The sequence below is a fragment of the Catenibacterium sp. co_0103 genome, assembly GCF_004168205.1.
Lineage (GTDB): Bacteria > Bacillota_I > Bacilli_A > Erysipelotrichales > Coprobacillaceae > Catenibacterium > Catenibacterium mitsuoka_A.
On the sequence record NZ_RCYB01000053.1, the window covers coordinates 1 to 14,574 of the forward strand.

The 14,574-nt window shown below is 34.3% G+C and carries 17 protein-coding genes and 1 other annotated feature; of the genes, 16 read left to right on the forward strand and 1 reads right to left on the reverse strand.

The genetic code is table 11. From position 1 onward, the window contains the following. The first annotated feature begins 397 nt into the window (after positions 1-397). The 16 genes from EAI80_RS08975 (at position 398) to EAI80_RS09050 (ending at position 14,348) form a co-directional block, all read left to right on the forward strand. Entirely contained in the window at positions 398-1,612 is a 1,215-nt protein-coding gene (locus EAI80_RS08975) for an iron-containing alcohol dehydrogenase (protein WP_129981747.1), read from the forward strand. After that, complete coding sequence (locus EAI80_RS08980) at positions 1,612-2,121, forward strand: NUDIX hydrolase (RefSeq protein WP_129981748.1); 510 nt, start codon at positions 1,612-1,614, stop codon at positions 2,119-2,121. Before EAI80_RS08975 ends, EAI80_RS08980 begins: the two co-directional genes overlap by 1 nt. A gap of 146 nt (positions 2,122-2,267) precedes the next feature. Then, positions 2,268-2,503: a binding site (T-box leader), on the forward strand. Between the two features lie 42 nt (positions 2,504-2,545). Continuing rightward, positions 2,546-3,583: a methionine ABC transporter ATP-binding protein gene (locus EAI80_RS08985; RefSeq protein ID WP_129981749.1), complete on the forward strand. Its 1,038-nt coding sequence runs from the start codon at positions 2,546-2,548 to the stop codon at positions 3,581-3,583. Continuing rightward, positions 3,573-4,244 (forward strand): methionine ABC transporter permease, encoded by a 672-nt coding sequence (locus tag EAI80_RS08990; protein WP_129981750.1) that lies wholly within the window; start codon positions 3,573-3,575, stop codon positions 4,242-4,244. Before EAI80_RS08985 ends, EAI80_RS08990 begins: the two co-directional genes overlap by 11 nt. Positions 4,245-4,269: 25 nt before the next feature. Next, complete coding sequence (locus tag EAI80_RS08995; RefSeq protein ID WP_129981751.1) at positions 4,270-5,091, forward strand: MetQ/NlpA family ABC transporter substrate-binding protein; 822 nt, start codon at positions 4,270-4,272, stop codon at positions 5,089-5,091. Positions 5,092-5,174: 83 nt separating this feature from the next. After that, complete coding sequence (locus tag EAI80_RS09000; protein WP_129981752.1) at positions 5,175-5,702, forward strand: nitroreductase family protein; 528 nt, start codon at positions 5,175-5,177, stop codon at positions 5,700-5,702. 2 nt (positions 5,703-5,704) lie between these two features. After that, complete coding sequence (locus EAI80_RS09005; protein ID WP_129981753.1) at positions 5,705-6,166, forward strand: GAF domain-containing protein; 462 nt, start codon at positions 5,705-5,707, stop codon at positions 6,164-6,166. After that, complete coding sequence (locus EAI80_RS09010) at positions 6,142-6,660, forward strand: RNA 2'-phosphotransferase (protein ID WP_129981754.1); 519 nt, start codon at positions 6,142-6,144, stop codon at positions 6,658-6,660. The genes EAI80_RS09005 and EAI80_RS09010 overlap by 25 nt, the downstream gene beginning before the upstream one ends. Positions 6,661-6,711: 51 nt before the next feature. Next, the gene (gene feoB, locus EAI80_RS09015; RefSeq protein ID WP_129981755.1) at positions 6,712-9,057 is read left to right on the forward strand and encodes a ferrous iron transport protein B; all 2,346 of its coding nucleotides are present in this window, start codon (positions 6,712-6,714) and stop codon (positions 9,055-9,057) included. An 81-nt stretch (positions 9,058-9,138) separates the two neighbouring features. Continuing rightward, a complete protein-coding gene (locus EAI80_RS09020) occupies positions 9,139-9,579 on the forward strand; it encodes a hypothetical protein (protein ID WP_129981756.1) in 441 nt (146 codons plus the stop codon). 196 nt (positions 9,580-9,775) lie between these two features. Beyond that, on the forward strand, positions 9,776-10,522 hold the full coding sequence (locus EAI80_RS09025; protein WP_238634542.1) for a ZIP family metal transporter: 747 nt from the start codon (positions 9,776-9,778) through the stop codon (positions 10,520-10,522). Positions 10,523-10,586: 64 nt separating this feature from the next. After that, entirely contained in the window at positions 10,587-11,552 is a 966-nt protein-coding gene (locus EAI80_RS09030; RefSeq protein WP_129981758.1) for an Ig-like domain-containing protein, read from the forward strand. Positions 11,553-11,604: 52 nt separating this feature from the next. After that, the gene (locus tag EAI80_RS09035; protein ID WP_129981759.1) at positions 11,605-12,525 is read left to right on the forward strand and encodes a hypothetical protein; all 921 of its coding nucleotides are present in this window, start codon (positions 11,605-11,607) and stop codon (positions 12,523-12,525) included. 19 nt (positions 12,526-12,544) lie between these two features. After that, positions 12,545-13,336, forward strand: a complete 792-nt coding sequence (locus EAI80_RS09040; protein ID WP_238634544.1) for an SDR family oxidoreductase — start codon at positions 12,545-12,547, stop codon at positions 13,334-13,336. Then, on the forward strand, positions 13,333-13,809 hold the full coding sequence (locus EAI80_RS09045) for a DNA-deoxyinosine glycosylase (protein ID WP_129981760.1): 477 nt from the start codon (positions 13,333-13,335) through the stop codon (positions 13,807-13,809). The genes EAI80_RS09040 and EAI80_RS09045 overlap by 4 nt, the downstream gene beginning before the upstream one ends. A gap of 44 nt (positions 13,810-13,853) precedes the next feature. Further along, positions 13,854-14,348 (forward strand): small multi-drug export protein, encoded by a 495-nt coding sequence (locus EAI80_RS09050; protein WP_022425509.1) that lies wholly within the window; start codon positions 13,854-13,856, stop codon positions 14,346-14,348. A gap of 8 nt (positions 14,349-14,356) precedes the next feature. Here the strand turns inward: EAI80_RS09050 and EAI80_RS13410 are convergent. After that, positions 14,357-14,574, reverse strand: a 218-nt coding sequence (locus EAI80_RS13410) for a hypothetical protein (protein WP_202981951.1), incomplete at its 5' end; no start/stop codon positions are given.

The following is a 14,574-nucleotide window of genomic DNA, read 5'->3' on the forward strand; positions in this document are numbered from 1 at the left end:
TATTGTTGGAATATTTCTGAGTGAACTGATAAAGAGAAGCTTTCTTAGGCTTTAATACTTTGTTTGACATATGATTATACCTCCATCTAATTTCTAATCTAATTATAGAACAGATGGGAAATTCATGTGTCCGGTTCAGCTTCATGAACGCCGTTTAATCGGTGCTTATGAAATTTAATTTTCACTAACCTGTGGTTTGTGGGTATTCAAAAATTGTTTTTTTTAATTTTTGTGAAGTCTAAATAATGGCTTTATTATCGCAAAAACTAAAGATATGCATTGTATTTTTTAAACTGTAAATACCTTTGTAACATTGACTAATGTAAGCGTTTATGATAAAATTTTCACTAGATGAAAAGTTAGTCATCAAAGGTATTGTATAGGAGGAAAATATAATATGAGATTTACATTACCAAGAGATTTATATCATGGCAAAGGTGCCTTAGAAAACCTTAAGAACTTAGAAGGTAAGAAAGCTATTATCTGTGTAGGTGGCGGAAGCATGAAGAGAAATGGCTTCTTAGATAGAGCTGTTAAATATCTTGAAGAAGCTGGTATGGAAGTTAAATTATATGAAGGTATCGAACCAGATCCATCAGTAACTACAGTTATGAAAGGTGCTGCAGTTATGGAAGAATTCAAGCCTGACTGGATCGTAGCTATGGGTGGAGGTTCACCTATTGATGCTGCAAAAGCTATGTGGATTAAATATGAATATCCAGAAATCACATTCGAAGAAATGTGTAAAGTATTTGGTATTCCAAAGTTAAGAAAGAAAGCTCATTTCTGTGCAATTCCATCTACAAGTGGTACTGCAACTGAAGTTACAGCTTTCTCAATCATTACTGATTATGATAAAGGTATTAAATATCCGATCGCTGACTTTGAAATCACTCCAGATGTTGCTATCGTAGATCCTGACTTAGCTGAAACTATGCCAGTTAAATTAGTTGCTCATACAGGTATGGATGCTATGACTCATGCAATTGAAGCATATGTATCTACTGCAAACTGTAACTACACTGATCCACTTGCTATTCATGCAATTGAAATGATCCAGGCTAACTTAGTTAAATCATATAATGGTGATATGAGCTGCAGAGATGATATGCATGATGCACAGTGCTTAGCAGGTATGTCATTCTCTAACGCATTATTAGGTATCGTACATTCAATGGCTCATAAGACTGGTGCTGCTTTCGTAGACCAGGGTGGACATATTATCCATGGTGCAGCTAATGCTATGTACTTACCAAAGGTTATTGCTTATAACGCTAAAGATGAAACAGCTAAGAAACGTTATGGTGTAATTGCTGATTACATGCACTTAGGTGGAGAAAATGATGATGAAAAGGTTGCATTATTAATTAAATACTTAAGAGGTATGAATGATGCATTAAATATCCCACATAGTATCAACCACTATGGTGCTGATGGTTTACCAGCTGAAGTTGGATTTGTACCTGAAGATGTATTCTTAGAAAGATTACCAGAAATCGCTAAGAACGCTATTGCTGATGCATGTACAGGTTCTAACCCACGTATTCCAACTCAGGAAGAAATGGAAAACTTATTAAAGGCTTGCTACTACGATACAGAAGTTGATTTCTAATGTGTAGAGATAAGAACGGTCTTACAGAAGAAGAATTTTTAAAAAGCTATAATCCTGATAAATATCCTAAACCTTCACTGACAGCTGATATTTGTATCTTTGCTCATTCTGATGTGACAGAGATTCTATTGGTTAAACGTGGTGGACATCCTTATATAGGTAAATGGGCACTGCCTGGTGGCTTCGCTAATAAGAATGAACCGATTGAAAAGACGGCTTCAAGAGAACTTAAAGAAGAGACAGGTATAGAAGGTGTGTCTATGAAGCTTGTAGGTGTTTATAGTCAGCCGGGAAGAGATCCTCGTGGATGGGTTGTATCTACCGCATTTTATGCAGATGTAGATAAGAATAGTATTCATCCAGAAGCTGGTGATGATGCCAAAGAAGCAAAATGGTTCACTATTGTCGATGAAACACATTTAAGATGTGGTGATATCAATATAGGTATGAATGATCTTGCCTTTGATCATGCTGATATTATTCATGATGCTATAGATAAGGGTCTGTAGAAATACAGATCCTTTTTTTACACACTGATATAGTCTAAAACTATGGTACCCTATTTTATAAAACTATAATCCTACTAAAATAATAGATATTATCGTGTTTTGTGTTGACGTGCTTTTTATGTGGTGCTAAGATGAAACCACATCAAGAAAAGACAGTGAAAAGAAGAGTACTGTAATGAAACTTATACAGAGAGTTCCGTTAGCTGAGAAGGAATAAAGGGAAGTTATAGGAAGATGGTCTTGGAGTTGCATGGCTGAAATGTAAGTCATGACGGGAGCGCCCGTTACAGCGATAGAGTATGCATGTACTCGAAGAGGTTATTAAGGTGACTTAATAATGCATTTAGGTGGTAACACGAAACATTACGTTCTCGTCCTATTATATGGATGAGAACGTTTTTTATTTAAGGGAAGGAGAGAGAACATGATCCACTTAGAACATGTTACAAAGACTTTTAAAACTAAAGATGGCGATGTCCATGCTGTCAAGGATGTCAGTCTGAATATTGAAGAAGGGGAAATCTACGGTATTATTGGTTTCTCAGGGGCTGGTAAATCTACATTAGTAAGATGTATCAACCTATTAGAAAAACCTGATAGCGGTGCTGTTGTATTTGGGGATAAAGATTTATTAAAACTATCAGATGCAGATTTAAGAAAAGAAAGAGAAAAGATTGGAATGATCTTCCAGCACTTTAATCTTTACAACAGTCGTACTATCTACGATAATATCGCTTTTCCATTAAAACATCTAGGCTGGAGTAAAGATAAGATTCAAAAGAGAGTCTTAGAATTACTCGAACTTATCGATTTGGTAGAAAGAAAAGATTCTTATCCAAGTCAGTTATCTGGAGGACAGAAACAAAGAGTTGCAATCGCAAGAGCGCTTGCCAACAATCCTAAAGTACTTCTATGTGATGAAGCCACAAGTGCTTTAGACCCTCAGACAACACAAAGTATTCTTCAACTTATTAAGAAAGTAAATAAAGAATTTGGCTTAACAGTTATTTTAATTACTCATGAAATGGCTGTAGTCAAGGAAGTATGTGATAAGGTGGCAGTCATGGAAGATGGTCGTGTGGTAGAACAGGGCAGTATTGTTGATATCTTCTCTAATCCACAGCATCAAATTACTAAGAACTTTATCGCTACTACAAACAATCTTAATAAGATTGATGAATTGATCAAAGACAATCATCGTATTACACAGTTAAATGAAAACCAGCAGATGGTGAAATTACAGTATCAGAGTTCTAATACAGATGTCGCATTAATTTCAGTATTATCAAGAGATTACAGTGTAGATTGTTCTATTATCTTTGGGAATGTAGAAATTATCCAGGGACAGCCAATTGGTACACTTATTACAATCTTTACAGGTGAAGATGTAGATATCAAGAAAGCATTAGAATTCACAAAACAACAGGGAGTTAAAGTGGAGGTGATTAAACGTGGTAACTAAGCTATTTCCAAACGTTATAGAGTTTGCTTCAGATTTTCCACAAGCTATTATTGATACATTATTAATGTTGGTAATCAGTGGTTTAATCTCAGTGGTTATTGGAATCTTATTAGCAGTTATTGTAGTAGTCACTAGAAAAGATGGTTTAAAAGAAAATCAACCAGTTTTCTGGATCTTAGATAAGATTATTAACTTATTTAGATCTATTCCATTTATTATCTTAATTCCTACTGTAGCTGTACTCTCTCGTGCTTTATTTGGTACAACAATTGGTATCGAAGGTGCACTTGTTCCTCTAGTTATAGGAACAGCACCATTTGTCGCAAGACAGATGGAATCAGCCATTATGGAAATTGATCCAGGAATCATTGAAGCAAGTATTGCGATGGGACTCAGTACAAAAGAAATCATCTTTGATGTTTATCTAAGAGAAAATATTCCAGGGATGATCAGAGGTCTTACAATTTCATTTATTGCGTTAGTCGGACAGATTGCGATTGTTGGTTCTGTTGGCGCAGGCGGACTTGGTGATATGGCGATCAGATATGGTCTACAGAGATCAATGGGAGATATCACATTCGTCGTTATTATCTTAATTCTTATTTTAATTTCAATTGTTCAGGCAATTGGTGACAAACTCGTAGAAAAAACATCACATTAATTTATATACATTGGAGGAAAATATTATGAACAAAAACATTTTAAAAGTATTTACAGCAGGTCTTTTAGCTTTCTCATTAGCAGGATGTGGAAGTAAGTCAGATTCTAAAACTATTACAGTAGGGGCTACAACTTCACCTCATGCTATTATCTTAAAGCATGTCCAGCCAGAATTTGAAAAAGCAGGATATAAATTAAAGATTAAGGAATTCTCAGATTATCCTAACATCAACCCATCTACTTCAGATGGTTCATTAGATGCAAACTTCTTCCAGCATCAGCCATACCTAACTTCTTACAACAAAGACAAAGGTTATAAGAAGGGTGATGATGGATATCTAGTATCAGTTGGTGCAATCCACTTTGAACCTTTAGGATTATATTCAACTAAATATAAAGCAGTATCTGATATCAAAGATGGTGCTAAGATTGCAATTCCTAATGATGCAACTAATGAAGCAAGAGCTTTATTATTACTTGCAGACAATGGTGTTATTACATTAGATAAGAATGCAGGTGTAAACGCAACTAAGAAGGATGTAGAATCTTACAACAAAAAAGTTGAATTAGTAGAAGTAGATGCTGCACAGGTGGCTTCTAAATTACCTGATGTTGATTTCGGTATCATCAATGGTAACTATGCATTAGATGCAAAAGTGACTGATAAGATCATCACTTCTGAAGATTCAAGTTCTGAAGCTGCAAAGACTTACCAGAATGTCATCGCTGTAAAAGAATCAAATAAAGACAATAAAGCAATTAAGAAACTTGTTGAAATCTTAAAGAGTGATAGCACTAAGAAATGGATTGAAAAGAAATTCGGAGTATCTGTAAAACCTGCAGAATAATGAATTGAAGCGGTCATTCGACCGCTTTTTATTTATCTAGAAGAGTATTTCTTATATAATAGTTTTATAAGGAGGTCAAACTTATGGAATTTGATCAGTTGTTAGAAGAAAGATATTCTGTTAGAAAGTTCTCTAATCAGAAGGTAGAAAAAGAAAAAATAGATAAAATATTAGAAGCTGCAAGAATAGCACCTACAGCTGTTAATTATCAGCCACAAAGAATTCTTGTAGTAGAAGATCCAGATAATCTTGCAAAACTAAAGGAATGTACTAGATATCATTTCCATGCACCTCTCGCAATGATTTTATGTTATGATAAGACAGTATCATGGAAGGATATGCATAATAGAGAATGTGGTGAAGTAGATGTGTCTATTGTTGCTACATATATGATGCTTAAACTCTTTGATTTAGGATTAGGGTCTACTTATGTAGGTTCTTTTGATTATAAGGAGTTAATCAAACAGTTTAATATTCCTGAAAACTATGTACCAGTGATGATCTTACCTATTGGTTATCCAAGAGAAGATTGTGTACCTGGACCAATGCATGATAAGAGAAAACCAATCAATGCGATTGTGTCTTATGAGGAATATACACAGGGGGACTAATAATGGAGTTATTAATAAAACAATTAGAAGAACTTATTTCACCAAATGAATGGTTTGTGACTAACTTGTCTAATGCAAGTGCGTTACTCATGGATGCAATTGATGATTTAAGCTGGGTAGGTTTTTATATGATGAGAGCTGGGGAACTTGTTTTAGGTCCTTTCCAGGGTAAAATAGCATGTACACATATTAAAGTAGGTAAAGGGGCCTGTGGTGTATGTGTACAGGGAGATCAGACAATTCTTATTGAAGATGTGACGACATTCCCAGGCTATATTGCCTGTGATGCAGAAGCAAAGTCTGAAATTGTAGTTCCTTTACATGATGAAGAAGGTAAAGTGATTGCGGTATTGGATGTAGATTCTAATAGTTTAGGTCGTTTTGGAGACAAGGAACAGGAATTATTTGAGGCTCTTGGAAAAGTATTAGAGAAATCATTATGGAGCGAAAAAGCAGACGTTTAAGTTATATTTTGAGACATCGTCCAGAAAGTATAGGTATTAAACTTGATGAACATGCTTATGGTGATGTGCAAAAGATATTAGAAGCATTAAACATCACAATAGAAGACTTAGATATGATTGTGAGAGAAGATGAGAAACAGCGCTATTCATATAATGGAGATCATACAAGAATACGTGCGAATCAAGGACATTCTATTCCTGTGAATGTAGATTTGAAAGAAGTACAGCCACCTGATATTCTTTATCATGGTACAGCAACTCGTTTTGTACCTTCTATTCTAGAAAAAGGTATATTAAGTCAGACACGTATATATGTTCACTTATCTCAAGATATAGAAACCGCAATGACGGTTGGTTCAAGACACGGGGAACCATATGTCTTTACTATTGATACTAAACAGATGTATGAAGATGGATACAAGTTCTATCTCTCAGAAAACAATATCTATCTTACAAAGATTATACCTACAAAATACTTGAAGGCTTCCACTTAAGGAAGCTTTTTTGTGCTATACTTGTTGAGAGAATATGAAGGAGGGGGTTTTATGACTCTAGATGAGTTAAAGATTGGTGAAAGTGCTACAGTGACTTATGTAGGGGGCTCTGGGGCATTAAGACAACATTTCCTAGATATGGGTTTAATACCAGGTTCTGTTGTGACATTGGAAAAATTCGCCCCAATGGGTGATCCAATGGAATTACGTATTCATGGCTATGAGCTAACATTACGTTTAGATGATGCGAAAAAGATTGGAATAGATATGACTTCTAAAGGTGTAGAAGATCATACACCTATTCCGCCTATTCAACACCATATTCATCCAGGACTCGGTGAAGGTGGTAAATATCATGATAAAGAGACTGAACATCCTTTATCAGAAGGAACACAGATTACCTTTGCGTTAGCAGGTAACCAGAACTGTGGTAAAACTACATTATTTAATCAATTAACAGGTTCTAATCAACATGTAGGGAACTTCCCTGGTGTGACTGTTGATAGAAAGAGCGGGTCTATTAAAGGACATCCAGAAACACTTGTGACTGATTTACCAGGTATTTATTCTTTATCTCCTTATACAAGTGAAGAATTAGTATCTAGACAGTATATCTTAAATGAAAAACCTAAAGGAATCATCAACATCGTAGATGCGACAAATATAGAAAGAAACCTATATCTCACTATGCAGTTAATGGAACTAGATGTACCAATGGTTCTAGCACTGAATATGATGGATGAAGTAAGAGGTAATGGTGGTTATGTTCATCTAAATAAGATGGAAGAACTATTGGGAATTCCAGTTGTTCCTATTTCTGCTGCTAAGAATGAAGGTATTGATGAATTAGTAAATCATGCCATCCATGTAGCAAAATATCAAGAAGCACCTTTAAGACAGGATTTCTGTGATGAAAATGATGAAGGTGGTGCAGTACATAGATGCTTACATGCCATCATGCATTTAATTGAAGACCATGCACAAAGAGCAGGTATTCCATTACGTTTTGCGGCTAATAAACTAGTAGAAGGTGATGAAAGAGTAGAAGCAGCTCTAGACCTTGATACTAATGAAAAAGAAATGATTGAACATATCATTTCACAGATGGAAGAAGAAAGAGGATTAGACCGTACTGCCGCTATTGCGGATATGCGTTTTACCTTTATTAATAAATTAGTTAAAGAAACAGTGGTTAAACCACATGAAAGTAAAGAAAGAGAAAGAAGCCGTAAGATAGACCAGATTCTAACTGGTAAATATACAGGTGTTCCAGCTTTTATCGTTATTATGGGACTCGTATTCTTTTTAACATTTAATGTATTTGGTGCCTGGGGACAGTCACTTATGGAAATGGGTGTTGATGCTTTGACTCAGGTTGTAGATAAAGGACTCACTGCTTGGAATATTAATCCAGTATTACATTCATTAGTTATTGATGGTGTATTCCAGGGTGTTGGTTCTATTATTAGTTTCTTACCTATTATCGTTATTTTATTCTTCTTCTTATCATTATTAGAAGATACAGGATATATGGCGCGTGTTGCCTTTGTAAGTGATAAACTACTCAGAAAGATTGGTTTATCAGGAAGAAGTATTGTGCCAATGTTGATTGGATTTGGATGTTCTGTGCCAAGTGTTATGGCCAGCCGTACACTCCCTTCAGAACGTGACCGTAAGATGACAATCATGTTGACACCATTTATGAGTTGTACTGCAAAGCTTCCAATCTATGCATTCTTTGCAGCTGCATTCTTCCCTAAACAAGCTGGACTTGTCATGGTAGGCTTATATATCTTTGGCATTGTGATGGGAATTATTACAGCTCTTATTTCTAAGCGTTTTTTATTTAAGGGTGAAGCTGTTCCATTTGTGATGGAACTTCCTAATTACCGTATGCCAAGTGCAAAAACTACTTTCCAGTTATTATGGGAAAAAGCCAAGGATTTCTTACAAAGAGCCTTTGGTATTATCTTTATCGCTTCTATTGTCATTTGGTTCTTACAGAGTTTTAATTTAAGACTAGATTTAGTTTCTAATTCACAGGATAGTATTCTAGCGATGGTGGCAGGATTCATTGCGCCAATCTTCAAACCTTTAGGTTTTGGTGATTGGAGAATTTCTACATCACTTATTGCAGGATTTATGGCTAAAGAAAGTGTTGTTTCTACACTCTCAGTATTATTTAAAGGAACAGAATCTTTAATGACAATACTTACACCTCTAGGTGCACTATCACTCTTAATATTCTGTTTATTATATACACCTTGCGTGGCAGCTATCGCTTCTATTAGAAGAGAACTAGGTGGTCCATGGGCTGTAAAGATTGTGGTTTTCCAGTGTGTTATTGCCTGGATTTGTGCCTTTATCGTACATACTATTGGATTACTCTTCATATAATTATTTTTCTCAAAATAGTTGTAATGTTTGATACATTTATTGTGATTAATTATAATAAATGTATTGAAGGAGGAGTTCATCATGAGATTATCTAAAATCATACTTTATTCAGATGCGAAAGGACGTGGAGTAAAACCGGATGCTTGTGTAGAAGTCAGTCAGCGTTTAACCATTATGCGTGATGGACACATCTGGTTTACTGGATACAATTACGGAGATGGATTCAATTCTAGAAGAATTATTAGACGTAAAAGAGTAAATATAGGACAAGAAAAAGCTGAAACACTCTTAGAACTATTAAAAGAATTCTTTCTTGAATCTTCTAATCATCCATCTTCTACAAATCGTGATTGGTGGCGTATTCAGTTAATTGATGAAGACGGAAATGAATACAACTATAATGTATCTATTGTAGGAGAAGTCATTCTTAAAGAAATAGATCTCACACAATATATGAGAAATATCATTCCTATAGATGATATGTATTTGTTTGGAAATAAGGATTCACACAATTTGACATAATCGAATTATAATCTTAACACATTCATTAAGTATTATATGTATCGTAGTCAAGCAATCCCTTCCCTTCGTTAGACTACAAAGTATAAGTGTAAATACAAGAAAGAAGATAAGTGTTCCCCATGCTTATCTTTTTTCTTTATCACATAGTTTGAATTAACTAATTGATTTATGTAGTATGAGTAAGGGAGGTGTTCATATGGTTTTAATTATACCCTTTATAGGAACAACACTAGGTGCAGCCTGTGTGTTCTTTATGAAAAAAGAATTAAGTTTAAATATACAAAAAGCACTCACTGGATTTGCGGCAGGTGTAATGGTGGCTGCCTCTATCTGGAGTTTAATCATTCCATCACTTGATCAATCTTCTACCTTTATTCCTGCACTTATAGGATTTTGGTTAGGTATACTATTCTTATTATTACTTGATCATTTGATTCCTCATATGCATTTAGATCATAGTCAGGAAGGACCACGTAGTCACTTGTCTCAAACGATCAAGTTAGTACTTGCAGTCACTATTCACAATATTCCTGAAGGTATGGCAGTAGGTGTTGTCTATGCGTCTTATTTATCAGGTAATAAAGGAATAACTGCCATGGGAGCACTTGCTTTATCAATAGGTATCGCAATACAGAACTTTCCTGAAGGCGCAATTGTATCCATGCCTTTAAGAAGTACAGGAGCGTCTCGATTGAAGTCTTTTATGTATGGTACATTGTCAGGTATTGTAGAACCTATCGGAGGTTTTATTACAGTCTTATTATCAAGTTATATTATCTCAGTGATGCCTTATCTGCTTAGTTTTGCAGCAGGTGCTATGATGTATGTTGTAGTAGAAGAATTAATTCCTGAAATGAGTCAGGGAGAACATTCACATTTAGGTGTATTATTATTCTCAGTAGGATTTACTTTGATGATGGTTCTAGATGTCGCATTAGGTTAATTCGTAGTATTAATCTTTACTATTATTTGAATTAAGCATAAGATAGATATAAGAGGTGAAATAAATGAGAAAGATATTCATAGTTTTATTGATGTCTTTGTTTTTTATAAGCCCAGTTTATGCAGATAATCATGTAGTCAATGTCAGCTATGATGGTAAAGTGACAACTGCTTCTGGAGAAGCACCAACACTCCCATTAAAGGCGAAGGTAACCTTCTATGATGGTAGTGAGAAGGAATATAATATTGACTGGAATACATTTGATGAAAGCTTATATAAGACAAGAAATGCGAGTCAATTTACTGTCACAGGCTCTATTGCGGATTTACAGGTAACCACTAGCTGTATAGTGAATGTAGAAGCAGCTAAAATAACACATATTAATGAATTAGCTAATAAAACAGTGACTATAGGAGAAGCACTCTCTTTACCTGCAACAGCTTCTGTAACATGGTCTAATGGAGATCAATCAAATGAAATCATACGCTGGGATAATTATGATAATAATGCTTTAAAGTATGTACATACATTTTCTTTAAATGGTCATATTTATGATCAGACTATTACACAGACAGTTCATGTAAAGTATGCATCTGTTACAAGTGTAAGTGTTCCTGCAGTTGTTTATACAACTACAGGAGTAGAAGCACAATTACCACAATATGCGACTGTTAGTTATTCTAATAAGACAAGTAAAAAGGTCAAGATTATCTGGGATAATCAGATTTTTAATGAAGCAGGTAAATATACAGTTTATGGTAAGTTATATCAGTCTACACGTAAAGTATCAATACGAGTAGAAGTAAAGAAAAATGAAGACACTACTACAGAAACGCAAAAACAGGAAGAACCTGTAAAAAAGACTAAGACTAAGAAAAAGAATAAAAACGAGAATAAGAAGGTTAAAAAAGAAGAGAAGTCATCTTTTTCTTATGTGATCGCATTAGTAGTATTCACAGCTATTTTATTTGGTTTTATCACATTAGTTTCTTTTGTTAAAAGAAAGATTAGAATCAAGGAGAATCGTTAAGGATTCTCTTTCTATTTTTATTAATAAGGTAAGCGCTTACTGGAGGACAAGTATGAATGAAATAAGGGGTGTTAGAAAAAAGAATGTTGTTAAGATTATTCAGTCGTTAGTAAAACAAGGAGGGTGTACAAAGAATGAATTAGTATTCTATACTGGTTTATCTTTATCTACGATTGATAGTCTTTTAGAAGAGATGTTGAAAAGTAATCTTGTAATTAAAGAAGGATATAGAGAATCTACTGGTGGAAGACCAAGTATGGGCTATCAAGTCAATGGAGAGTTTTCACAAACATTATGTATATATGCTTATAAGCATGATAAGACAATAACAGTTATAGGACGTCTTTATAATCTCTATAGTGAGAAGATGAAAGAAAGAAGAAAAGATGTATCTAAACTAGATTATGAAGTATTATGTTCTTTTATAGATGAGATGTTGAATGCACAGGTACATACAATATGTCTTTCATTACCTGATAGTGATATAGATATAAATATAAAGAATCGTTATAAACAGCGTATATTAATAGAAAATAATGTATATATGGGGGCTATAGGCGCTTATATTAAGCATATGCAATATGATTCTATAGTCTTATTAGATTCAAAGGGTGATTCACGTTTAGGAATAGTTATTAATGGACATCTTGTAGAAGGAAAGAGTTCTATTGCTGGACAAACTTGTTTCTTGCATGTTATAAATCATGAAGATTACAAGAATAGAAGATCTATGAAAGGTAGAAGTAAAAGACTTGTTTTAGAATTACAGAATATTATTGGAATGTTGAATCCTGAAGCTATTGTAATATGTGCTCAAAGTATTGATGAACATTATGTAGAAGAAGAACTATTAAAGATATTTAAGATGAGTGATATGCCTCATTTGATTTATATTGATAATTATATTGATGAAGTCATGTTAGGTATGGAGAGTATAAGTAAAGATAGCTTATTTGACAAAATGTCAAGATAAAGTATGATGGTAGAAAGGGATGAAAAAGATGTCACAGACAGTATTAATTACAGGTGCTTCTAATGGAATAGGGAAAGCATGTGCACGTGTATTTGCGAGAAAAGGATATGATCTTGTACTTGTTGCACGTCATAGAGAAAAACTAGAAGCAGTGAAAGCAGAATTATCTGAATATGATGTACAGATCAAAGTGATTGCGATGGATCTTACAGGAGAAGATGCTGCCGTAGATCTATATAATAATTTAGTACTTGATGATATAAGTATTGATATTCTAGTCAATAATGCAGGTTTTGGAGATCATGGTGCATTTCATGATTCATCATGGGAAAAACAGAAGAAGATGGTTTTATTGAATATAGTGGCTTTAATGCAGATGACTTATGTATTTGGTCAGTCAATGAAACGTAGAAAGAAAGGCCGTATATTGAATGTGGCTTCTATTGCCGGACTTTGTGCAGGACCTTATATGTCTACTTATTATGCAACGAAAGCTTTTGTATTATCTTTTAGTGAATCTATTGACTATGAACTGAAAGACTATAATGTAGAAGTATCATGTTTATGTCCCGGTCCTACCAAGACAGGATTTATGGATGTAGCCAACTTAGGTCAGTCTCCTATGTTTAAGTTATTTAAACCACAGTCTGCAGAGGCTGTTGCGGAAATAGGTATACAAGGTTTATTTGATAATCGTTTAGTTCAGTTCACGGGTATATCAGGATACTTATTAAATATTGCAGCAAGATTCCTACCACGCTCATTTTTAAGTTCATGTACAGGATTTGTGAACGGAAAGAGAAAAGTATGATTGAACATCCATTAGAACCAATCATAGATGAACAATGTGAAGTATTAATATTAGGAAGTTTCCCTTCAGTTAAATCAAGGAAAATTTCTTTCTATTATGGACATCCTCAAAATAGATTTTGGAAGATTATTGGTACAATCACACAAACAGACTATGAAACAATAGAAGATAAGAAAAAGATGTTGTTGGAACACCATATTGCGATATGGGATATTATTCATTCATGTACTATTACAGGAAGCAGTGATGCCTCTATTAAGGATGTTGTACCTAACGATATTAAAACTTTAATACAAGGTACAAATATCAAGAGGATATATTGTAACGGTGGAACATCTTTAAAACTTTATAAGAAGTACCAGGAAAAAGAAACAGGTATAAAGGCTATACTTCTACCTTCCTCTTCTCCTGCCAATGCCCGTTACAGATTAAGTGATTTAGTCGATATATGGAAGAAGAAATTGACTTTATAATAACCTTCATGTATGATTAATCCTGTTAATCAAGGAGGATAAATATGGAATCAATCGCATTATGGTTTGCAGGAACATTAGGTAAATACATTTCATCTAAGCTTGCAGTATTTATTGTATCTTTAGTTCCTATCCTTGAATGTCGTGGAGGATTAATTGCATCAGCATTATTAAAAGTAGATATTCGTTATGCAGTACCTCTATGTATTCTAGGAAATATCTTACCAATTCCATTTATTTTATTATTTATTAAACGTATATTTAAATGGCTTAAGAAGTTTAACTTCTCTAGACCATTAATTGAAAAACTAGAAAACCGTGCTATGAACAAGAGTAAGAACATGAGTAATGGTGAATTCTTAGGACTCTTATTATTCGTAGGTATTCCATTACCAGGTACAGGTGCATGGACAGGTTCTTTAGTGGCTGCATTACTTGATATGGACTTTAAGAAGGCTATTACAGCTATCTTCTTAGGTATCTTACTTGCGACACTTATTGTTGGTTCATTATCATATGGCTTATTAGCTGCATTCTAAAAGAGAGACTAATCATCTCTCTTTTTATATTCCTCCAATATTTCCTGCATCTTCACAAGACCTCTTTCACAATTTGGATGAAGTAGATCACAGCTTCTTGCACACCCTAAACAGAATTCATTTTCTAATAGTTTCAGTTCTTCCTCTTTCATAATTTCCTCCATTTCCCCGCGCCTTCGTTGCGCGGACACAAATATATAACCAAACTCAAATCCCCCAAAACTCT

Coding starts and splice junctions, on each gene's coding strand:
- EAI80_RS08975 (WP_129981747.1), top strand. CDS start 398: ATGAGATTTACATTACCAAGAGATTTATATCATGGCAAAGGTGCCTTA.
- EAI80_RS09025 (WP_238634542.1), top strand. CDS start 9,776: ATGGTTTTAATTATACCCTTTATAGGAACAACACTAGGTGCAGCCTGT.
- EAI80_RS09050 (WP_022425509.1), top strand. CDS start 13,854: ATGGAATCAATCGCATTATGGTTTGCAGGAACATTAGGTAAATACATT.
- EAI80_RS09000 (WP_129981752.1), top strand. CDS start 5,175: ATGGAATTTGATCAGTTGTTAGAAGAAAGATATTCTGTTAGAAAGTTC.
- EAI80_RS09005 (WP_129981753.1), top strand. CDS start 5,705: ATGGAGTTATTAATAAAACAATTAGAAGAACTTATTTCACCAAATGAA.
- EAI80_RS09040 (WP_238634544.1), top strand. CDS start 12,545: ATGAAAAAGATGTCACAGACAGTATTAATTACAGGTGCTTCTAATGGA.
- EAI80_RS08995 (WP_129981751.1), top strand. CDS start 4,270: ATGAACAAAAACATTTTAAAAGTATTTACAGCAGGTCTTTTAGCTTTC.
- EAI80_RS08980 (WP_129981748.1), top strand. CDS start 1,612: ATGTGTAGAGATAAGAACGGTCTTACAGAAGAAGAATTTTTAAAAAGC.
- EAI80_RS09010 (WP_129981754.1), top strand. CDS start 6,142: ATGGAGCGAAAAAGCAGACGTTTAAGTTATATTTTGAGACATCGTCCA.
- EAI80_RS09020 (WP_129981756.1), top strand. CDS start 9,139: ATGAGATTATCTAAAATCATACTTTATTCAGATGCGAAAGGACGTGGA.
- EAI80_RS09035 (WP_129981759.1), top strand. CDS start 11,605: ATGAATGAAATAAGGGGTGTTAGAAAAAAGAATGTTGTTAAGATTATT.
- EAI80_RS09045 (WP_129981760.1), top strand. CDS start 13,333: ATGATTGAACATCCATTAGAACCAATCATAGATGAACAATGTGAAGTA.
- EAI80_RS09030 (WP_129981758.1), top strand. CDS start 10,587: ATGAGAAAGATATTCATAGTTTTATTGATGTCTTTGTTTTTTATAAGC.
- EAI80_RS08985 (WP_129981749.1), top strand. CDS start 2,546: ATGATCCACTTAGAACATGTTACAAAGACTTTTAAAACTAAAGATGGC.
- feoB (WP_129981755.1), top strand. CDS start 6,712: ATGACTCTAGATGAGTTAAAGATTGGTGAAAGTGCTACAGTGACTTAT.